This is a genomic window from Microcoleus sp. MON1_C5 (genome assembly GCF_036701875.1).
GTDB lineage: Bacteria > Cyanobacteriota > Cyanobacteriia > Cyanobacteriales > Microcoleaceae > Microcoleus.
The window spans coordinates 1-22,529 of record NZ_JAUBRN010000036.1 but is presented as its reverse complement, the minus strand read 5'-3'; the positions used below and the strand labels follow the sequence as shown (position 1 = coordinate 22,529).

Annotated in this window: 11 protein-coding genes and 1 pseudogene; 2 read left to right on the top strand and 10 right to left on the bottom strand. The window is 44.2% G+C overall.

Annotation, left to right across the window (positions count from 1 at the left end; genetic code table 11):
- The 4 genes and pseudogenes from dpdH to dpdE all read right to left on the bottom strand — a co-directional run bounded on the left by dpdH (position 1) and on the right by dpdE (position 9,873).
- Positions 1-3,084 (bottom strand): protein DpdH, encoded by a 3,084-nt coding sequence (gene dpdH, locus QUA71_RS18065; RefSeq protein ID WP_333287021.1) that lies wholly within the window; start codon positions 3,082-3,084, stop codon positions 1-3.
- On the bottom strand, positions 3,081-3,965 hold the full coding sequence (gene dpdG / locus QUA71_RS18060) for a protein DpdG (RefSeq protein ID WP_333287019.1): 885 nt from the start codon (positions 3,963-3,965) through the stop codon (positions 3,081-3,083). Before dpdG ends, dpdH begins: the two co-directional genes overlap by 4 nt.
- Complete coding sequence (dpdF, locus tag QUA71_RS18055) at positions 3,962-6,508, bottom strand: protein DpdF (protein WP_333287016.1); 2,547 nt, start codon at positions 6,506-6,508, stop codon at positions 3,962-3,964. The genes dpdG and dpdF overlap by 4 nt, the downstream gene beginning before the upstream one ends.
- Positions 6,508-9,873, bottom strand: a pseudogene (gene dpdE, locus QUA71_RS18050) (protein DpdE). Before dpdE ends, dpdF begins: the two are co-directional and overlap by 1 nt.
- A gap of 296 nt (positions 9,874-10,169) precedes the next feature.
- On the opposite strand from dpdE, the gene QUA71_RS18045 reads away from it, so the two are divergent.
- Positions 10,170-10,949, top strand: coding sequence for an ABC transporter ATP-binding protein (locus QUA71_RS18045; RefSeq protein ID WP_333287014.1), 780 nt, complete (start codon positions 10,170-10,172; stop codon positions 10,947-10,949).
- An 87-nt stretch (positions 10,950-11,036) separates the two neighbouring features.
- On the opposite strand, the gene QUA71_RS18040 is transcribed toward QUA71_RS18045, so the two are convergent.
- On the bottom strand, positions 11,037-11,897 hold the full coding sequence (locus tag QUA71_RS18040) for a PEP-CTERM sorting domain-containing protein (RefSeq protein WP_333287012.1): 861 nt from the start codon (positions 11,895-11,897) through the stop codon (positions 11,037-11,039).
- 317 nt (positions 11,898-12,214) lie between these two features.
- Here QUA71_RS18040 and QUA71_RS18035 point away from each other — a divergent pair, with 317 nt between their 5' ends.
- Positions 12,215-12,922, top strand: a complete 708-nt coding sequence (locus QUA71_RS18035; RefSeq protein WP_006631855.1) for an ABC transporter ATP-binding protein — start codon at positions 12,215-12,217, stop codon at positions 12,920-12,922.
- 64 nt (positions 12,923-12,986) lie between these two features.
- On the opposite strand, the gene QUA71_RS18030 is transcribed toward QUA71_RS18035, so the two are convergent.
- The 5 genes from QUA71_RS18030 to QUA71_RS18010 all read right to left on the bottom strand — a co-directional run.
- Positions 12,987-18,479 (bottom strand): response regulator, encoded by a 5,493-nt coding sequence (locus QUA71_RS18030; protein ID WP_333287011.1) that lies wholly within the window; start codon positions 18,477-18,479, stop codon positions 12,987-12,989.
- Positions 18,480-19,036: 557 nt separating this feature from the next.
- Positions 19,037-20,452, bottom strand: a complete 1,416-nt coding sequence (locus QUA71_RS18025; RefSeq protein ID WP_333287009.1) for a hypothetical protein — start codon at positions 20,450-20,452, stop codon at positions 19,037-19,039.
- 51 nt (positions 20,453-20,503) lie between these two features.
- Positions 20,504-21,727, bottom strand: a complete 1,224-nt coding sequence (locus QUA71_RS18020) for an acyltransferase family protein (protein ID WP_333287007.1) — start codon at positions 21,725-21,727, stop codon at positions 20,504-20,506.
- A gap of 191 nt (positions 21,728-21,918) precedes the next feature.
- Positions 21,919-22,131, bottom strand: coding sequence for a hypothetical protein (locus tag QUA71_RS18015; protein WP_333287005.1), 213 nt, complete (start codon positions 22,129-22,131; stop codon positions 21,919-21,921).
- A 9-nt stretch (positions 22,132-22,140) separates the two neighbouring features.
- A partial coding sequence (locus tag QUA71_RS18010) for a hypothetical protein (protein ID WP_333287003.1) occupies positions 22,141-22,529 on the bottom strand: 389 nt, incomplete at its 5' end.

The window sequence follows — 22,529 nt, the reverse complement described above, 5'->3', positions numbered from 1 at the left end:
CTATCCTTTAATTTCAGTAATTAGATTTCGCAGTTTAGCCAATCCATCTTCAATAGCCCTATGGCAAGATTCTACTGTTGCACCACCAGACACTTCTAAATCTTCAACTCGGTTATTCACCTCGGTTATAGAATTATCAAGAAAATTGTTAGTGTTTCCCAGAAATTCCGAACCCTCAATCATTGCTTTTTGATGATTTTCACTGACATCTTTAAGCAGCTTGCTCGGTTTACTATCTGGGTTATCTTTCTCAGCTTGCACGCGCTTCATTGTTCCCAAATAGCTAGAAAGCTTAACACGATTAAACTGTTCCAACACAGATGTTAGGTCATCTACCGTCTTTTTTCCTCGAAATACACCAGCTTCTGTCGAACGAGCGATCGCCTGTTTTACTAAATCGATAACCTCCTTTTTCTTGATGTCTTCTCCTAATTCAGATATGAGATAATTGTAAACTAAAAGGTGCCGATCGCACTCTTCCTGAATCGCTTTTTCTAGGAGTTCGTCTGCTGCTTGACGGGCTTTATTAATTTCGGGAAACTTTTCTCCAACATCTGTCGGGATTTCACATTGAGGTTGCCAAGATTTGCTAACCTGTTGCAATGGGTCGAGGATTTGTACAACATCAATAATCTGAAATTGTTTAGAACTTCCTTTTGTGCAGGCAGTGCGACTTTTAACAATTTCTAGTAAAGCCTCGCGGTGGTTTTGTAAGCTATTAAATAGCTTTTTCCAGTTAGCTGAACGATTTTCTAAATCTTTTGCCTCTAAATCGAGAAACAAACTATTAATCAAATGTTCAATCGAATTTGTAGGATGTCCTGCCATTGTTGCTGCGATCGCCAGTAGCTCAACAGCCGCAGGGACAGGGTTCCAGGGTTCCCCAGACTCGCGGGGATACAGGCGAATTTGCTCTAAAACATATTGGCTCCATTTTTCCAGTTGTTTGGCGTAGGTGCGAAAGTAGCGATCGCCATCGGGGAACTTCCAATGCTTGTAATGATTGTATTGTAAAATGGCTTGGAAGGCGATCGCGCTTTCTCGAAACTCATCAGGATCGTCAGGATTCAGAGGAAGAGATAATTTAACTCCAGAAATCGTCTCCCTCGTCACTTTTGGACTAAAAAAAGTAATATTCCTGCTTTTAAAATATGTCGTCCCACTACCAGCAAAACTCCCCTTAAGTAGCATTTCCGCATCCCATTCGATCCGCTCGCCGATAGCTGAGTAAATCAACGGTCGCAGTTCTCCACCGATATCTTGCGGAAAAATTTCTTGGTTATTCCAGCGATCGAGAATTTGCAGTTGATTCGTCAACTTATCGGGAATTTTTTCAGTTTGAGATTGTGGCTCAACTCGATAATTACTAACCGAAGTCCTAGAGTCTTTAGCCTGCGAAGCTGAGGGTCGAACTTTGGTCTGCTGCACCTTCACGCCAAGTGCAGGAATATCAAATGCGGAGTGAATTTCCGGGCGCAAATCACAAAGCTCGTTACTATCCGTCCACAAATCGAGGAGAGTTTGGCGGCGATCGTAATTTCGTGAATCTTTTGCTTTAATATCTGCCTGAACCATTGCACTCAGTCGCATCTTCCCAAAATGTTCTCGCACAGAAATAGTAGGAAAGCCTCCATTCTCAATATCAGAAATAGAATTTTCTAGAGTCCACTTGAGAACATCTCTAATCAAAAATCGAGGTTTAAAAGTTTCGGGGTTTACCCTGGCAAGCATCTGCTCTAAGGCTTCAGGCGTGAAGGGATACAAACCAAAACCGTCCGCTTCTCCAAAACCTGCATGACAAGCTAGTTTGTGTTCGCATTCATTACAAGCACTACTTAGTGCTGTTTTATCTGAATCTTCATAATTGCGAGACTTAGCCCAATCTTGAATTATTTTATCCTCCAAACGCACCGCGTTGAGATATCGAGCCACAAATTGTTTGATATCTGCATAATCCACTAAAGATTGTTGTTTTCCAACTGTACCGACATCGAGATTAACGCTAAAAGTAATCCGTTGTTTTACAGTATCTAACCTCAAACCGTCAAAATATCCCGTAGTACAAGCTAGCGCCGTTCGCATCGCGCACAAAGATTTGCCTCCGGCTTGTTGCGGCCTCGCTAAAACTGCTTCTAAAACTTCGCGATCGATTCCTTGAAATTTGGCAAAATCTTCAATCAGTAAAACTAATTCTACTTTCTCTTTGGCTAAAGTTTCGCGAACTTCTCGCATTAATCTTTGCAAGTCTTCCCGTCCGAGGCTCAAAACTCGAGCGATCGCTTCATCTAAATGTCGGTTCAACCAATGTACAGTTGCCTTTTGGATATCCTCATTGCCGATTAACAAGCTGTAAAAATCCTGCGATTTCTTCCCAGCTTTTGGCAAGTCTAAAATATTTAGAGGCAAGTCCTCAAGGGAAAATTGCCGCCGTTCTTCAACGATTTCTAGCGTATCTCGATGTCCGAGAATGTGGACAACTAATTGATGAATGATACGTCCATCTTTTAGCCAGTATTCTCGGAAAAATGGATCGTATAGTAGAGAGTCAACATTCTTAACGAGGTGATCTTCCAATTCAGAAAGATTAGCGCGATCGCCCCGACCGTTGGGGCCAACCGCAGCAGCAAGCTGATTCAAAAGCTGTTCTCGGGCTTGGGCTTCTGTTAAGGTGCTAGTGGCTCGATTTAAACGCTGCCGGTATTCATCGAAGGTTGCTCCTGCCATCCCTTCTAATATTAAACTGATAATATCTTTGAGATTCGTTCCAATTTTGGGAATCAGCAAAACTCGACGCTGCTGTGTCGATTCAATATTGGCGGCTAACCAGCGAATCAGGTGAGATTTTCCTGTGCCAGAACTTCCTAAAACTGGTACGAAAGCGAAATCTTGTTCTGCCAGAAAATCTTTGAGAAATTGTTCCTCACTGTAGGGAACTCGCGACGGTACTTCGATAAGTTCCTGGCGGTACATGGCGATGGGATGGTGAGTTGCTAGAAATATACTATCGGCCGTTTGGGTAGCTTCCACACCCATCACGCGACTAACTCGCTCCACATCCCAGCAAACAAATTTTGTAAAAGTCATAGTTCTATTCCCGTCCAAATAATATGAGAAAATCCTGCTTCTTTGTCACCACTTGGAAGGATGAATAAATCGGCATCCGACTCTTTTATAAGCTGGATGCAGCCATCATCCTGAAGGCGGAATAAAGCAAAAGCCGTGCTAGTGGATAAGTGCTTTGGCAAGCGAAAACCGATTTTTTCCTCAACCTGTTCTCGAAATTTGCCAGTTTCAAACAGAGGACATTTTTTAGCTAAACGATCGACAAACTCTGCGATCGAAAGTTTAGCTTGCACTTCTCCTTGAAATAACTCTTTTAAATTTCGTCTGAGATAAGCAGTTGGCTCAGCAACTATTATTTTGTTCGCTCCTAAAGCATGGCCCCAAGCAAACCCTAAATAACACATCCAGTCCGCGACTTGACCGAACAGACTATTGCTAGATATTTTCAAATCTAAAGACTCAGCAACTCTCTGTTCCGCGACACGCTGTTCTACTTCTTCCCACGTACCGGGAGCATCATAAATATCTTGGGCTAAATACCATGCTATTAAGCGACCTAAATCTTCTTCATCTTCGTTATCAGAAGCGAAAAATAACTTTGCCAGCGTATCCGGCAACAACTTATCGCCAGTTTGAGGATGTCGAGCTTCTTCGGTAAGATTAAAATTTATAGCAATGTCCTCCTTTTCTTCGATTAATAAACCGCACTTGATACTTTCTCGCAGTGCAGCATCAAACATCGGATGTTCCGCACCTTTGTTTCTCCCTTCTGACAATTTATCGGGAGAAAGCAGGCTAGTGAGTTTTCCCCTATTTTCACACTGTTTGGGGGCTTGAAGCAAATATCTAAATATGCCTCGCATTCGGCTAGGAGCAGCCAAAGCAGTTTTTAATACGCTCATAAGCTGATCTCCGTGCAAAAGTGGTCAAACATAAAGTATTTACCTGAATAAATATCAATCAGCTTGCGGTCATTGCGACTGGGATCGGGTGTATCTACAGGAAGCATGATAATAAGGGGAGCTTGAGAAGTTCTGTTTAGTGACAGATAGTTGTGAGGGACAGCCTTTCCTGGTGGATGAAAGATTAGGGTGGGAATGCGCGGCATCAGAATGGGTTGGTATTTTTCAAACAAAAATAGAAAAGCATCTGGGATTAGATTTGGTTCTTTAATCAATGTACTATAAAATTCGCGACTAACAACTAAATTCCTAATTCCTTGCTCCCTCAACCATTGAAAAACTTGAGGGCTTTTACGTTTCCAACTTTTCTCCTCCATAGATTCATAGAAAATCAGCATTAATTTATCTCCTGCTAGCAATCGTTCTAGTTCTTTACCTACAAAAAGTTTAGGGTTTTGCCATACAGATATCGGCGCGGGCATAATTCCTGCAAATAGCGAGTCCCTATTTTTTCTGCAAATCGGACATCCGCCGCAAGCACGAGAAACTATCACCTGCTTTCTCGGTTCTGGTATTGCACGGGTGGGTATTGTGTAAGCTTCAGCTAAGATTTCCGAAATACAACGTTTTGGTCGTAAAGCCTCGCGCATCAATTCCAAGTTTTTATAGCTCCTGTTTTGGCGTTGTTTGCGAATTGGTTCTACTTTATGTTCCCACGTTTGGGCATTCAGATGCGATTCATCTCGAATACGAATAAAGCGGGATTCTCGGTACAGTTTCCAATCTTTTTGATAAGCGTCGTTCGATTCAAAATTTTTTCTTAGCGGCGGTTCATCCGCATCCATTTCGATTAAACCAGCCTGACTCATCAGCGTTAAAGTGCAGATGTTCCACTCCTGATTCTTTTTGCTTTTCATATCAATATCTGCTAGTTGTAAAGATGGAGGAATATTGACGGGAACGCGAAACCGACGATCGGGAAGAATTGTTTTCTTGAAAAACATACTGTCCCACCGCTCTAAACCCCGTTCGATAGTAATTGCAGAATTTTTATTAAGATACTTGGCAATTTCTAGGTCTTCCTTGGTATGCAATGTGAGCGAGATTGCTGCCTTGCCGTCTCGACCTCCTCGACCGACTTCTTGATAGAAACGATCGATAGTTTCTGGGATGCAGGCATGAATTACGGCTCGAACATCGGACTGATCCACGCCCAATCCGAAAGCCGAAGTAGCAACGACTATATCAACTCGTCTCTCGCGGAAGTCTTCAATCAGTTGAGAGCGTTCTGGTAGGCTAGATTCTCCGGTCATAATGGCACACCGCTTGAATCCAGCACGCCGCAAATCCTGTTCCCATCGCCTCACATCTTCGCGTTTTGTGGCGTAAACAATCAGAGGGCGAGGAAGATGATAAACAGCTTCAATTAGTCGCTCTTTTCTGATTTCTTCACTTTCACACAAAGCAAACCAGTAAGAGGGTTCTGGTCGCAACTGCACGGCAGATATCACTTGAAACGGGCCGGGTTTGCCGAATAAAGTTTCTAGGGTATCTAAACAGGATTCTGTTAAGGTTGCAGTCAGCAATAAAGTCGTAAAAGAAGTTAAACGCAACAAGTCTCTTCGCAAGCCGGGAAGTTCTTGGAATTCTGGGCGAAATTCATCGCCCCACTGCTCGACGATATGAGCTTCATCTATTACGAAATACTTCAACATTTCTGATTGTGCGGCTTCGTAAATAGCAGGTGCGAGAGAAGCCATCAAGCTTTCGGGTGAGGTGAAAACGATTCGCTGGGTGCCGTTGCGAATGCGATCGCAAATTTCCTTCCGTCTCTGTTGTCCTTCCCCAGACTCATCGCCATAATAAGCAGTCGCATGGTTCACAAAAGGTTTTAAAGCTCGTTCCTGGTCAAGGGCTAGTGCTGTAGTTGGCACAACAATGACACTAACACCAGCATTTTGCGATCGCAAAAGCGCTGGTAATTGAGCGCAGAGGCTTTTCCCAGATCCCGTAGGCAGATTAATCACAAGTGTCGAGCTCTCAGGAGCAGTCAAAACAGCACGAATTGCTTCACTTTGTCCTACACTTCGATACTTTTTCTTATCCACCAATTCCAGAAACGGATCTCCCGCTACTTCCTTGTAGTTACGGCGCATTTCCTCTTTAAATACGGGTTTGTCTGGATGATATTGTTCGGAAAAATCCAGCCAATTTGGTTGCCAAGGACGAGCGCTAATTAAATAGTAATCCGAGCCTTTACCCAAAATATCGATGCCACTTTGTCGCCAAATTTCGCGATTCGGGAAAGGAGAAGTCAGAGGTATTTTTAGAGTTTGAGACATTCCGCCCTGTAACTCATCTTCCCACCGCAATACGTGACGCACTAAAGCAGCAATATCCCCTTTTCCCGGCGCGTCAGGAGTTTCCGCAGCAGCCAAAGCATCAAGCAAGCGCCTTTGACAAGCTTCTGAAAACTGACTTGTATCAGCAGGAATCTTACCTGTTTGAAGAATGTCTCTTAACTCTTGGAAAAAATCAGCCATCACTCATCCCCCTCTTTCAGAAATTGAACGGGAACTCGCCCAGAAACAATGATGAATCCTACAGAATCAAGCTTGATTCGGGGATGGCGAATTCCTTCTAAAATAGCTTGATTTAAAGCAGTTTCTATGTTGACTTCTTCCGCTAATAATGAATGCGAAGTTTGTTGGCTTTGAGCTAAGCGGTTAAGACGCAGGTGCAGTTGAGCAAGTCTTTTTCCTAGTTTCTGTTCGGCAATTTGGGCCTGTTGTTCGCAGAGTTCGATGAAAGAAGTGCGATCGCCCAACAATGTTTCAGAAGTCCGACGCGCCTGATGACAAAATTCTTGCCAATTACTAGCATTAATAAACTCATTCAGAATTGGCAACCGACTTTTTGCCAAGTTGTAATCTCGGCATGGATGACTGGTTTTACTCTTATATGGACGTTGCAGGATATTCAAAAGTGCTTCATCTTCAACAATGCTCATTGGTTCGTAGCGAGCATCAATGAAAATTGTCTCTATAATTGGGGACAACAGTGCATCTGTGCGTCGCTTTAGAGCCTTGTATTTGTGATTGTCAATTCCCAAATCTGTTAAGACTTTTTGGGCTATTTCCAAATCAATCTCGACTAGATAATTAAAGCGAAAACCAAACCATTCCATCCCTTCTCCAGCATTCCAAGATTCATCGCATCGCCACATCGCAAAGGTTTGACCCCGGTCATCCCAATGGATATAAGATGCTAGTGCTTCCACAAATCCTTCCCCAATACGATAGAGGTTGACACCGGGATGTTGAGTTGATATTCTCCGGTTATAAGTACCAGATTTTTCTGCACACGCAGTAAAGCGAGTTTGCAGGTCGTGGATGGGAATGAGAGTGCGTTTAGTAGGTTGATAACGCTGTACTTTTGCTAAATTCGGATCGTCAACTTGATTAAATTGGAGTGTTTGACAAATCCAGTCTTCTGTTACTCGTTTGATTTCCTGATGCCGAGCATCATAATCATCTAAAGTTTGAAAATACTGGGTAGCATTTTCATCCTGGGCATCTATTTCATCTAAGGCGTTTTGTTCGCTGATTTTTACTTGTTCGCAGTCTATTTCCTGTTGAATTGCGGGGATCGTTTCCAATAGTCCACTAGCACCAGATTGAAACAAAGTGGCTTCTAGTTCTGGCAGTTTTTTATCTACATAAAACTGGAGACTGGCAATTGATTGACGAAAGATGCCAAAACCGTCTTTTAATAATTGATACCAAGCATCGTGAGGGCTATCCTCTAAGTCTGAGCCGGCGAATACTGTAAATTGAACATTTAAAGGGCGACCGATACGATCGATCCTACCAATCCTTTGTTCTAAACGATTTGGCGACCAGGGAAGATCGAAATTAATCATCCAGTTCACAAATTGGAAGTTGCGGCCTTCTTCACCAGAGGAATCGCACACTAGGATAAAACAATTGGGGTCCTTTTTAAAGCCATCGAGGTTTTTTTCAACATCAGAGCGTTTCATCCCTAATTGATGGCTAGCTACAGTTCCGCTACCGAAAGTACCTGATAAGCACCGGACAATCTCAGCGCCGGTTTGAATAAAACTGGTAAAAATGATAACTTTTGGTAGGGTATCTCCCGGTATCGGGCGGCGAATTCGCTGCTGCACCTGTTCCAGCAATCTATCAAGGTTGCTGCGATAAGATTGAAGTTTCAAACATTCTGACAGATGAGAAAGTAGAACAATCTTGAGTAATTCGATGCGATCGCCTTCTTCAGAAGGTTCTTGAGTAATTTGCAGCAAAGATTGCAGGATTTCTGCTTCTCCTGAAAACTTGGGAGTTTCAGTCAAAATTCGGGCGCTATCAATCCCAAATTCCTGAATGATGCTAGCATGGGAGATAGAATTTAAACGGACTTCAACTACCTGTTGTAAGATTCCCAGCCAAGTACCAGCAGCACGGAATAAAAGCAGAAAAATGTGCTGATATTGTTGTTCATTAGGAGCGACTGTGCGCCATTCATCAATTAGTTCGTGAATTTGGGGCGATCGCTCATCTAAGTCATACTCTAATTTTGGCGTAACATTTCGGTCAAAAATTACATCTTCCACCGCAGCGCGACGGTTGCGGAGCATTCGACGGTGTAACCGATAGGTGTCGCTGATGTGGGTGCGAATCTATCGCACAATTCGATCTCGATCGGCCGGGAGTGTTTCTGGAGAAACCAAACAATTTTGTAATTCCTCTACGAGATTTAGCAGATATTTATCTTCAGCAAAAAGGTTTCGCAGTTGGTTGAGGTTAGTTTTAAGCACAAACGGATTTGCTTTCTCTTTAAATGAGAGTAAAACTCGACCAATTTGTTGGCGGTTTTTCACCCTCGCACGAAAACCTTCTAAATCATCAAGTTGATAGGTGATCGGATCGAGTAAGTGCAGCATCGCCAGGAAATCTCGCTCGTGATTGAGAACTGGAGTTGCAGATAATAGAAGTAGGCGATCGCTTTTATGAGCGAGGTGTTTGCAAGTCTGGAAACGCCTGCGCTTTATCGAATCTGAAGAGGTCGCCATTGCTGCAATATGATGTGCTTCATCTAAAATCAGGAAGCCCAAATCGGCATTCGGGCTGACTCGATCGACATCCTCTACTGCAAGTACCTGGACACGATTGTCCAAGTCAGAGACATAGAATTTATGTTCTAATTCTTGAAGCCACTGTTCCCGCAGGTATTGCGGTACTAGCACCACTGCACGTCCCTGCGGTCGATCGAGGAGATACTGGCGAAGAATAGCACCTGCTTCGATCGTCTTTCCCAGTCCAACTTCATCAGCTAAGAGGTAACGTTGAATGGGGTCTTCGAGTACGCGGCGGACAACTTCAACTTGATGAGGATAAAGGTCAATATTGGCAGAAATCAGTCCTGTCATCCCGCGACTGACAGCGCGTTGTTGGATGAGACACTGGACAAAAGCTAAACGTCGATCGTGAAAGTAGGGCGTTTCCTGACCTTTCATCGCTAGAGTTTCGATGGGGTCATCGATGGGTAGGTTGCAACGAACGTAAATTTCCTGTTCAGCAACTAATGCTATCTTTTTATCGGGTAGGTCGATTCGATACTCACCTTTGTCTTCATCCCAGTCAAAAATTCTGCCCATTATCCATGTATCCTGGCTTTCTGGCTGGATGTAGCATCGTGTCTGAGGCGGGAGTTGAACTCTATGAAGCGAAGTTAAGGGTAAGGTTTTTTCAAGGCGTTGCCCAATTGAGCAGAAGTATTCCACTGTTGCTGTAGAGTAGGATAGCTCGGTAACTTTTCCGATTCCTAAGTCGTTGTTTGGCGATTTTTCTGCGGAGACGCTTCGCGATCGCACCAGCAAACCAAGCTTCATCATAGTTCCGGCCTCAATACTACCCCTTACTAGAGTAGCCGATCCTCCTGAAAAACTACCCGTGTAATTTAATTTTCCACCCTTTTTGTCCTTAAACTCAAGGGGAAACCTTAAACCGAAACGCAGTCATGAAGCTTAGCCCAAGACTTTCTGTAACGCATTCCGATGCCCAAATCTTTCGGTGTCGTAACCAGCATCCCACCACAGCCAAGCTGACGCAGTTTAACCGAGCGGATTTGGTATTATATAGAATCCGAGCTATAACAACTTAACTAATATTAGGAAACACAACCCCAATGTCATTATTAGAAGCACAGCAACTTACCATGCGATTCGGCGGTTTGACGGCAGTCAACCAGGTTAGTTTAACATTGGAAAAAGGATCGATCGCCAGTTTGATCGGCCCCAACGGTGCGGGCAAAACTACTTTTTTTAATATGCTGACGGGTATCTACAAACCGAGTGGGGGACAGTTGGTACTTGAAAATAAAAATATCACGGGTTTGCCTCCGGATCACCTGACAACTTTCGGTATTGCTAGAACTTTTCAAAATATCCGTTTGTTTAACAATATGACTGTGCTGGATAATGTTTTAGTAGGCAGACACTGCCGATTAAAAACAGGTTTGTTGGGCGCAATCCTCCGCCCTCCGGCTGCGATGATTGAGGAACGAGAAGCTAAAATAAAAGCGCTGACTATGCTGGATTTTGTCGGTTTAGGTGCTTCTAAAGCGCCGGAGTTGGCAAAAAACCTTTCCTACGGCGACCAGCGGAGATTGGAAATTGCCAGGGCTTTGGCTTCCGATCCGAAAGTGCTGCTTTTGGACGAACCGACTGCGGGGATGAATCCGAACGAAACGGCTGATTTAACTCGCTTTATTTACCGGATTCGCGATGAGTTGAAGTTGAGTATTTTGCTGATTGAACACGATATGAAGGTGGTGATGGGAATTAGCGATCGCGTTAGTGTGATGGAGTATGGTACTAAAATTGCTGAGGGAACTCCGGATCAAGTTCGCGCAGATCCTCGGGTAATTGAGGCATATTTGGGAAAAGAAGAAGAGGGCAATGGATAATACAGAATAACTAGATACCCGACTTCTTATTAAATAAGTCGGGTATCTAACAGCATAGTTGACCTAGTTAGATGTTTTGCGTCATTCCTAAACTTTTGATTTAACTTCAGACAATTGATTCTTAAGTTTTCGCCTCTTGGTGAGGAAACCGAAAAACATGGCAGTGCCTAATATAGTAGTAGGTTCGGGAACTGGTTCTGCTTGGGGAACTGGTTGCGCTTGTGCCCCTGCGATATTGTTCTTAACTTCTACTAATTTAAAATTAGTGGTGCTGTCAAAAGTCCGCGAATACACTCCGGAAGTATACAAGCTCAGGCTTGTTGTATTACCTTGAGCGAGAAAAGCAAAATTAATTTGTGTGGGATTAAAGTTTCCAGCGAGGTTGTATGACAAACTTAATTCCGGGGCTTTAAAAGAGTGCAAACCGATCCCAAATTGAAATGAGTCTAAAAGAATGTTAGAAACAGTGTCAATTAATGCAAAAGATATACTACCTGTGGCGCTAGCCCGTTCTGATTGGGGATTAGTAACAGATGTTAAAAGATGTAAAATAGTCTGAACAGTGAAGGAAAAAGTTTCTTTTGCCTTAATAGAGAAGTCACCGATCACTGCTGCTTGACTTTTGGCTAAACCGGAATAGTTATTCCCGGTGCCTATGACTCCACTTTGCGAGAGATTTGCTGCCAGCAATTCGTGACAGTTAGATATAAAAGCTGCCTCAGCATTCGCTTTGCTAATAACAAAACCCCTGGTCGCTCTTGTCTGAGTGTTAGTGTTAGTGAATGTACCTGTCCCAGTCGGTCTGTGACTGAAGTCGTCAATGGTTACTTCTGCAGCAGAACCTGCGATTATTGCAGCACTGCTAGGGGCAATGCCTACAGTCAAGCCGGTTACTAAAGGAGTTGCTAATAAAAATGCGATCGCTCCGGTACTGTGATTGAATTTCATGGTAGATTTCCTTAAATTTGAAAAATTTTAAGTGCTGTTATTGGTAACTTGTAGCGGTTGGTTTCGCTTACGTATTAATACTACCTATTTACTTAGAGATTTTTGTAAAGCTACTGTCAAGAAATCTTGTGTTTAAGTAAAAATTCTGTAAAGTTGGTCGCCACAGCTACTAAAAATACATTGTATGGGAGCTAGGGCGGGTGTTGACCTAAGTAAAATTACTGATTACTATAAAAAAAGTTAATTTTAAATAAATGCAATAAAAATTTATAATTAGTCTGGATAATATAATAAAGCACAAAGCAGAAAGAGTAATTATGTTGGAAATTAAAGACATTCACACTTACTACGGAAATATCCACGCTCTCAAAGGAGTATCGCTAACAGTCTCGCAGGGAGAAGTTGTGACATTAATCGGCAGCAACGGGGCGGGGAAAACTACAACTCTCCGCACAATTCAAGGACTGCTGCGCCCGCGCCAAGGCACTGTATTATTTGAGGGAAAGCCTTTAGAAGCACTATCTACAGAGGCGATCGTCCGTTTGGGGATTTCTCAAAGTCCCGAAGGGCGGTTGATTTTTCCGCGAATGACGGTGCAAGAAAACCTAGAAATGGGTGCTTATCTCCGCAACGATACTCTCGGTATCAAGTCGGATATGGAAAAAGCATTAAATTTATTTCCTCGTTTGCGAGAAAGAATTAGTCAAAAAGGGGGAACTCTCAGCGGCGGCGAACAGCAAATGTTGGCGATCGCCCGGGCTTTGATGTCGCGCCCCCGCTTGTTATTATTGGACGAGCCGAGTATGGGATTGGCTCCGATGTTAGTCAGTCAAATTTTTGCGATCGTCCGCGATATTAATGCTGAAGGAACAACTATTTTACTGGTGGAACAAAACGCTCGCATGGCTTTAAGTGTAGCCCACCGCGGCTATGTCATCCAAACCGGTCAGGTTGTAGTCGCTGGTACTGCTAGTGATTTGCAGTCAAATGAAACTGTTCGCAAAGCATATTTAGGTGAAAGTTAAATAGCTCTTCTGGTAATCGGTAAGGGCAATTCCCCATTAGCAATTACCCATTACCAATTAGAAATTACCCTATTTGCGATCGCAACTTCCCCGTTTCCAATTCCGTCTCAAAAGCCGCCCGCACCTTTTCCCACTCCGCTTGGGCTTCCAACAGGCGATCGCGCGCCGTACTCACATCAAAAACCTGTTCCCCTCCAGATTCAACCGCCACGCGACCCATATACTCCAACTCCTTGCAAACAGCAGAAAAAGACACCGCTCCTAAATTGGCGCTGCTCGACTTCAGCGTGTGAGAAGCGAGCTTCAAACTATCAGCATCGCCGAGAAAAATAGCCTCCTTAATAGTTTCTAAATGTTGCGGTGCGTCTTCCAAATATATCTTAATCAGCTCCCCCAAAAAATCTGGGTCTTCATCATCGTCTAGCTCGCGGAGATTTTGCAAAATATGAAAATCAATCGGCGAATCGGCTCCCGGTTGAACGCTCGAAGATGCCCCATTATCACTGTCAATGCGATCGGAAATATCTGGATTGTTTTGCTCAGTAACCGCCTCCAATTCATCCCGATTCAGAGGTGAGCACTTGCTCAAGGCGATCGCCAACTCTTCCCGGCGCACGGGCTTAGTAATATAATCGTCCATACCTGCTTCCAGACACTTTTCGCGATCGCCCTGCATCGCATTAGCAGTCATCGCAATAATTCTCGGCTTCTTGTTAGCAGGCCATTCCTGACAAATGCGGCGCGTCGCTTCCAACCCATCCATGTTCGGCATCTGCACATCCATCAGCACAACATCGTAAGATTGCCGCTTCAGCGCCTCCAAAACCTCCAACCCATTAGCCGCAATATCAGCCCGATATCCTATCCTGTCGAGTAAATGCGTAGCGACTTTTTGATTCACCACATTGTCCTCAGCCAGCAAAATCCGAATCTGACTAGAATTAGCTGCATCCTGTCCGGCAGAATTCGCCGCAACCTGCCTCAAAACAGCAGGCGTCCGCTGCACGCGGTGCTGTTCTTGAGAATTTTCAAAATACTTCAATCCCGAAGTCAAAGTCACCACATTTGAAACTTCTCCCCTGCCGCTTCTGCCAGTAACATATCCAAAAACTTGCAGCAACACATTATAAAACTGGGACTGTTTTAAAGGCTTAGTTAAAAAAGCAGAAAAATGTACTTCTGTAGTTTCAAGTTTTTTCCAAACTTCCGCCTTACTTAAATAAGTAAACAGCACCAAAGGTAGTGCTATTTTGCGAGTGTTTTTAACGATGGCATTCGGATTTAGATTGTCGCCGCCCGACAAATTGCTCAGCTCAAATTTCCGAATCTCCACAGCCAAAGCCACACCGTCCATATCGGGTAGATTCATCGCCAAAATAGCTAAATCGAGCGGCGAGTTTCCTTTGATGATTTCCAAAGCCTCAGCACCCGAAGTTACAGCCACGGGTATCATTCCCCAAGACTCTGCCTGCCGGATCAAAACTTGCCGATTAATGGCATGATGCTCAACAATTAACAAGCGCTTACCAGCGGCAAATTCTGGCCTTTTTTCCTCAGCCCGGATGTCATTCGCTTCAGCAGTCACCGTGAAATAAAAAATCGAACCCGAACCGGATATCGACGGCGGAGTAAATTCTGCTGGCGACCTTCCAGCGATACTTTGTCCGATCGCAGAAACGGCCGATTGAGACTTAGAACTTCCCGGAGTAACCTGGCTGACAACCCACATTGTACCGCCCATCATATCGCTCAAACGCTGGCTGATAGCCAGTCCCAAACCCGTCCCGCCGTAATGTCGCGTTGTCGAAGCATCCACCTGCGAAAAAGCTTTAAACAGGCGATCCATGCGGTCTGGCGGAATGCCAATTCCCGTATCTTGGACAGCAAATTGAATCTCGTATTGTCTGCTATGTGCCAACTCTCCCTGGTTAATTGCGAGCGGTTGTGGCGCTAGAATATTAATTCTATCTGGCGAACTGTTAGCCGCTACCTGTTCAATTTGCCTAGCTGTACAGCACACCACAATTTCTCCAGATTCTGTAAACTTAACTGCATTCCCCAGCAGATTTACCAAAATTTGGCGCAGCCTCGTGACATCTCCTAAAATGTTTTTAGGAACAGAATCATCAATAAAGTAAGCCAGCTCTAAACCTTTTTCTGAGGCTCTCGGAGCCAGTAATTCTAGAGATTCTTCTATACAGTTTTGCAGCTCGAAGGGGCTGCGTTCCAAATCCAATTTTCCAGATTCAATCTTAGAAAAGTCTAGAATATCGTTAATAATAGTCAGCAAAGCATCGCCGCTGGTACGAATTGTCTCCACAAAATCACGCTGTTCAGGAGTTAGTTCCATATCCAGCAGCAAGCCCGTCATCCCGATTACCGCATTCATCGGAGTGCGGATTTCGTGACTCATAGTCGCTAAAAATTCGCTCTTAGCTCTATTAGCAACTTCCGCCGCTTGTCGTGCTTGATCTAAAGCTTCATTTTGCTCGGCTAACTGTCGCTGTCGCTGAACTTCCGTTTCTAAAAGTTGTGCTTGAGCTAAGGTAATGCCGACTTGAGCGGCCACATCTTCTAAGAGTTCTATTTCGTCCGGATTCCACTGGCGAGTTGCATCGCACTGGTGCAAAGTAATAATTCCATTCGGTTCTCCTTGATAGGAAGTGCGAACAGCCAACATAGATTTTAATCCGATGCGGCGGCACATCGGCCCCGAAGATTCCAGCAAAGGATCGGCAAACACATCGGGAGATGCTAGGGCTATATCCTCAGCGAGGAGTTTTTCGGTGTACGGGTTATAAGTGACAGAAAGTTCTAAATCTAAAGCCGATTCGTGACCGGGTTCTAAGTATTCCGCCACGCAAGGAAGGTGGGGATAAGGTTCGGAAAGATAGGTATGAATTGTACAGCGATTGACACCAAACACGCGGCCGATTTGGGTGGCGGTAGTCTGAAAAATTTCTTGAGTATCTAAGGTCGATCGCACTTTTTGAGTAATTTGTTTGAGTAGTAAAACGCGCTGGTACTGACGTTGCAAAGTTCGCTCTCGCTCTTCGCGGGCAATTTCTGCGCCGATGTAATTGCCCATCAACTTTAAAATTTCAAAATTCAGCGGTTTAAAAGGAGATTTAGTGGTGCGGGAAGTAAAGCTCAAAGTGCCAAAAACTCGCCCTTGGACTATTACCCTCGTCCCCACAAAAGCCTCCAACTTGCGGACGCTGTAAGCGGGGTGGTTGCGCCACTGAGTAGTGCCGGCTGATTCGACAGAAATAGGTTCGCTCGATCGCAAAACCTCTCGCTCAAAGGTTCTGCTCAAAGCAAAACCGTCTCCTTTAGCAAATCCAAAGGGAAAATCTTCCGGTACATAAGCCGCAATCACTTCGTAGCGATCGCCCAAAACCCTGCCCAACAGCCCGATATCCATTCCAAACTGACTACAGCCCATTGCCAGCAACCGGATCGTTCGATCGTCAAAAGAACCTTCCGAGGTCACCATTACCTCGTAGAGCGATCGAATTGCGCGCTCGCTTTCCCGCAGTTCCTCAACTCCTTCGAGGCGGTTGCAGACATCGTGTAAAGTCCCGAAAATTCCCACTATTTCGCCTTGGGAATTCCGGCGGACTTGGGCAAATAGTTCCACGGAAACAAAGCCGGAATTACTGTGAATTCCCAAGGAGTTTTTACCCGAAACCGACTTGGACTTAAATCGCAGTTCTCGGCGTTCAAATTCCGACTTCCCCGACAGCAAAGACTCCAATAAATTTGTACATTGCTCGCGATCCTCTGGATGCACCCACTCTAAAAAATTAGTTTCCAAACTTTCGGACACCGAAAAATTCGTAATCTCCGTCCAAGCGCGGTTGAGAAATTTCCAAACCCCCGCCGCATCTATGTGGAAAATTACTGTTGCTTTCAAAGAGTCAAATAGATGGAATTGTTCTCGATCGTGCTCGCGGTTTTTGACTTCAAACTGCTTGTTTGGAGTAATATCTGTATGAGTTCCTACTACCCGCAGCGGTTTGCCGGTAGCGCTGCGTAAAACTTGACCTCGGTTCAGCACCCAGACAGTGCTGCCGTCTTTACAGTACATCCGATATTCTGCTGCAAAATCCGGTGTCTTTTCGGCGAAGTGTTCTTCTAAAGCTGCCTTTACCGAGTCAATATCATCTCGGTGGATGCGACTCCACCATTCGGATCGGCGATTCGAGATTTCCCCTTCTTGGTAGCCCAGCATTTCTTGCCACCGCGCCGAATAAAAAAACTCATCTGTTTCGAGATTCCAGTCCCAAATCCCCTGATTGTTGACTGCAGGGGGGAGATTTGGCCGCTCTACGAAACTGTGGTGAGAAATTTCAGCCACCTCGTGGCTATTTGCTGCTGTCCGCTGTATTTCTGCAGAGAGTTTTTTGTATTGAGCGTTGCTAGATTCTAGCTGGCGCTGCAAAGCGATCAAGCCAGAATGCAGAGATTTTGAATCAAGCGCTTGTAAAAGGATAGTTTTAGGATTGATAATCCCGATCGGGTGATTTGTTTCGTTAATGACTAATAAAGGCAACTGGCAGTAGTGTTTTTGCAGCAGCGCGACGGCTGCTTCGAGGGTAGAGTGCGATCGCACCAGCGGCGGGGAACTGCTGCAAATTGATCCCGCTTTAATTTTGTTAGAGTCTCTTCCCAGCGCCTGCAACTGCACAATATCCCGCGAACTTACCACCCCAACCAGTTTGTGAAGGTTGGGATTTGTAAATTTGGAATTGTGAGCCGCACCAGTCGAGTGTTGATCGGGGGTTTCAGTGATTAATACATAACTAACATTGTGTCTAAACATCAGTTGCGCCAAATAGCGAACCGAAGAATTAGAAGGAGCGTGAATTATTCGCGAGCCTGCTATTTGGGGGATTTGATAAAGTTTAATTAAACTTGCGGGTAGCTCTAATTTCTGATTCAGAATTGGCAGTGGCGGAGGGAATGCGAAAGCCGCAGGTGGCGAAGCGCTGCTAATTGCTTTTGGTGTAGATTCCCCAATTCCCTGCAACATTTGCACCAAGCTTTGAGAGCTAATTAAACCAACAAGTTCTTCAGCCTCGCTGACGATCGGCAAATGGCTGATCTGATTTTTCTCCAAGAGATTTGCTAAGGCAAAAAAGTCGGGAATTTCCGATTCTCGGGCTACAGTTACGGTTCGGATCATGATTTGCTCGATCGCAAATCCGCTCAAAGCAGCCCCGATCGAATTTAGCTGTACGACATCTCGCGCTGTAAAAATCCCCAGCACTGTCTGGCCGCCCGCATAGGGAGCTTTTGAGCCGTTGAGACCCAGCCCGTTGCCTCCTGCGTGTACCGCACGCGGTACGCCGTTGTAGAAACCCGACTGTTCCCGCGATTGTCGGGAAGTTCCGTTCATGAGATTTCCGAGTTGAAAATTCCCGCGCGGTTCTACCACGAGGACGTAACTGGCTCCTGTGCTACTCATCAGCTCGATCGCCTTTTCTATGGGCGTCTCAGCGGTGACGGTGAGGGGATTGCGGTTGATGACCTGACTGAGGGAGGGAATAAACATCAGGGGGCATAAAAGTGATATTTGTTGGAAAAACCCGATCGCAAGCAGCAGATTGATTGAGAGGCTTTGCCCGCGAGATTTCCAAGCGCGCTCAAAGTTTCTGTACGATTAAACTCACCCCTACTTCCAGCATCTTGGCATTTAAAATTAATTCCGTGCCATATCCTGATAATTGACGGCTTCTGACTTTCAGAACCAATGCTATCTGCCAGACGGCGGACACGAAGGCGGGCAGGCAATTCCTCGCCTAGCCTAACTGCTGCGGGTTTACGAGCAAGAATTTCTGGGATTGTCTAGACTGCACCCTACTTTCTGGCCCTCAACGGAACTCTCGCTCGGATTCTGTTTGAGGCAAGATACCTGCACGCTACCAATTTACCAGCGACAGGAGGGGAATCACAACAGGACGACTTAGGTATGGCAACTGTGCAATTAGGGGTTCGAGGGTTTGAGGGTTCGAGGGTTCGAGGGTTCGATGGCCAAATAGGCAGAAAATAAATAATTCTGAGCATAACTAATTCTATCTTATCTCAATTATGGCCCAGAGGATTTGAGCTTCAATTCTGGCGATCGAACTTGATGAGAATAGCGCTGTTCCCCGCCAGTGCAAAACTCGCATTTCCGCCCTTCAGCCTTAAGCTACCAACAACCTCATCCATTGTTTTAGAACTGAACTCTCGCACCGTGCCATTACCCGTTTTTATCAGCTCCGAAATATCAGCATTAACAGTGTAAGATGTTGCTCGGTCATTGACAACCAGCAAGTAAACATTCTTGCTAGCATCAAGAGTTGCAACTGCCATTAAATCCGAACTGTTAGTGATAGGAAAAAATGTAGTTTTTCCGCCCTGCAATGCCCTAATTCCCATCCGCAAAGCATAGTAGCTCGCGCGCCGTTTTCCCTCATCACCTAGCAAACCTTCCGCCAGTCCCTGCTTACCCCAGTCGTACAAACAGAATATGTGACTGCCGTAAATATAATTATCCCCCGGTTGGGAACCTCGAATCAAATTCTTAATCAAATTTAAAGCTAAAGATAAATCGCCGTAGCTAATTTCGTAAGTTCCCCATTCTCCTACCCAAAGCTGCGAGTTAGCGCGGACAGTACCGTTCATCCAGCCACGCACTTTGCGGGTGTAGTTAGAAATATCTGCATCGTAGTTGTGGACATTGACTGTATCAAAATAATTCGGTATTTCCTGCAAAGCACTAGCGGGCCAATTGCTGCCTCCTACGGTTTTCGGGCCGTGGATGCGGTAAGTGCGCGAAGGCAAATAAGTTTGGTAAACAAAGTCGATCGCATCTTTTGCCACCTTAACCAATTCAAAATAGTCAGCCCTAGTCCCACCCCAACCCTGATCGCGATTATCCGGTTCGTTGTGAATTTCCCAATCATCAACGCGGTAATCATTGCGAACATTCAGCCAATAAACCGTAGCAAAAACGTGTTCCCACCACTCATTCCAATCTTCTCCTGTGCGCGGCGGATTCAGTTGCAGCGCCCAACTAGGCCGCCAGCTATTATCAACATTACGAATACTGACAACCGGGCGAATATTTGCTTCTTTTAGAGTATTAAAAATCGTCCTGGCATTGCCTTGCCAAACAGTACCGGGTTGTCCCGACCACCAATAATCGCTACCCTGGGGCGGATTAGTCATAATCTGATCCCAGTGCGCCCAATTAATTATATTGGGATTTGTCTTAATTTCGTCAATAGATGGCCAACCGTATTTACCGTCGTCGTCTTCGGGTTCCCACCGGGACATCCCCCCGTAAATGCGGTAGGTATTAATTCCCAAATCTTGCAAATCTTTGATGTCGAAATTGATATTACCCTCGACTGCACCGATGTAGCGAGTGCTGACACCCGCAGCAGTACCGGAAATTTTAATTGTTTCGATGTTTTGAGCAAAAGTTGTCGTTCCGATGAACAACTCTAGGCTGAGGGCAATTAAAAGGCCTAGGAACAAATTTAGAACTCTAGTTTTTGATAACACGTGATTATTAACTACTAATTTAGGTTATTTTATGCCCGAGGTAAACAGACCCATCGCTAATCTAACTCGACGGGCGATCGAGTTTGTTAGCTGTTGTAATAAACAAGCATTAACTATACAAATTTCACTAATTAATATATAAAGTAAAATAGCACGGCTAGCCGTCAAAAGTGAAGGTTCACCTCGCACAACCATAGTAAAAAATTTGGGTAGAACAATTAACCCTATAAACTGCGTTAAATAGAGTTCATAGGAAATCTTAGAAATCCCTGTTAAAAATCTCGTTGTTAAGTCTGAGAAATGTATTAATTCTCTACACAAATTAAAGACAATTACCAATAGGCCAAATCCAATGAAAGCATCATAAAAAGACACTCCAAAAGGTAAATATACGCCGAGAATTCTTGGATTTGATTCTGGGAGGGAAGCCAGAATACCCAAAATTTCAAAAAATATTGCTATGGCTAGTGTGACGGGCTTAGTTAGGTAATTAATTAATAGAGTAGGATTACTTGCATAAACCTTTGCCATTGCCATTCCTAAACAAAACTCAAATAACCTTGAAATTGCTAAATAGCCTGGATAAACGGCATCGCCCAATATTGGCAAAAATACGTTATACGCTAAAATTAAAACTAAAAATGTATAGGTTACTTTTATAAAAAAAGAAGTCATGATAAATTGTTTGATAGAATATTTATGTAAAAGTTTGAACAGCACAAAGAAACACAAATAAAATTGAATTAGTGGAAGCATAAACCAAGAAAATGGTATTGCTTTATCGAGAATAATAAAACTTCTCCACAATGACCACCAATCAAAATAGCCATAAAATAAATCCGCTCTTAACCGAGGAATTATCAAAGATACAATTAAAAGTATCCAGTAGGTAGGGTAGAGCCGGAAAAATTTTTTTCTCATAAAAATGCTCCAGCTTTCATCAGGTTTTAAAATTCTTGAATAAGCCAGTCCAAAACCACTGAGAATGAAAAAAATATGAACTCCCTGATATCCAAGCACGAAAAATATATTCAGCAAATCAAAAACTATATTGCCTGCACTATTAAATGGCAGGGGAAAATACTTGGCAATCGTCGAGGCTGGGTACCCTGCTTTTTCATACTCGAAAAAGTTGCTGTATCCAAAAAATCGAGGCAAGAAATTGAAGTACCAAAAATGAACCCCCACTACCCAGCAGGCAGCAAAGCCTCTCATCATATCTAATTCTTTAAATCGATTAGATTTCATAATTGAAAATATCCGTTTAACTCAAAGTTATAGCAAATGCCAGGATAGTTAGGATGGTACAGGATCTACTCGATCGCTTATAGGATTCGGCACTACTTTTGGTCTCTAGTATTATAACTATTTAACCGAACATATTATACACCTCTATCATAGCAACTTTTAGCCTGCACAAACTGCCTACTGTCTAATACCTACTGACTAATTAACTTCAAACGACGCTGAAGTTCCCCCGCAGCCGTAGCAATTGCGACCGCAAAAATCGGGTGCAGCGGATCGCTGTAGCGAACTTCTGCATAAGTGAGCGCATGAATCAAAGTAAAATAGCCACAGACTAGCAACAGTGGCAAAAACTCCCGCCAGGGATGCCGCAAAACTATCATGCCCAAAGCAGCAAATACAGGCAAAATTCGCGACTATAAAATGCCGAAAAGCCGTTGCCGCGAAAAGAAAGACCGCATTGCCTGCACATTAAACATAGCGTGATAAGGCCAGTCACTTATAGGGTTTCCCAACCAGAAAAAAACTGCCTTTTGCAAACAATACCAGAGATAGACAGCAGGCTCGCGGAGGATTGAAGCGATCGCCCGTTTGGTAAAATAGCGATCGCCCTCAATTGTAAAACCATTGTGTCCCCCATGCCGATCCGGATTGAGTTCTTCCTGCCAAATCTTAACGATATGGCGTTTTGGCAGTTGTTCATAGGCTAAATGATAAAACTCTGGACTCTGACGGGGTGACAACCCAGTCAAAAGCATTGCCAGTAGCGGATTGAGACAACTTAAGGTAAAAAAAGATGGGGTCA

Excerpts from the sequence above, each read along its gene's own strand:
- dpdH (WP_333287021.1), bottom strand. The coding sequence starts at position 3,084 with ATGACTTTTACAAAATTTGTTTGCTGGGATGTGGAGCGAGTTAGTCGC.
- dpdG (WP_333287019.1), bottom strand. The coding sequence starts at position 3,965 with ATGAGCGTATTAAAAACTGCTTTGGCTGCTCCTAGCCGAATGCGAGGC.
- QUA71_RS18020 (WP_333287007.1), bottom strand. The coding sequence starts at position 21,727 with ATGAAATCTAATCGATTTAAAGAATTAGATATGATGAGAGGCTTTGCT.
- QUA71_RS18030 (WP_333287011.1), bottom strand. The coding sequence starts at position 18,479 with ATGTTTATTCCCTCCCTCAGTCAGGTCATCAACCGCAATCCCCTCACC.
- dpdF (WP_333287016.1), bottom strand. The coding sequence starts at position 6,508 with ATGGCTGATTTTTTCCAAGAGTTAAGAGACATTCTTCAAACAGGTAAG.
- QUA71_RS18040 (WP_333287012.1), bottom strand. The coding sequence starts at position 11,897 with ATGAAATTCAATCACAGTACCGGAGCGATCGCATTTTTATTAGCAACT.
- QUA71_RS18035 (WP_006631855.1), top strand. The coding sequence starts at position 12,215 with ATGTTGGAAATTAAAGACATTCACACTTACTACGGAAATATCCACGCT.
- QUA71_RS18045 (WP_333287014.1), top strand. The coding sequence starts at position 10,170 with ATGTCATTATTAGAAGCACAGCAACTTACCATGCGATTCGGCGGTTTG.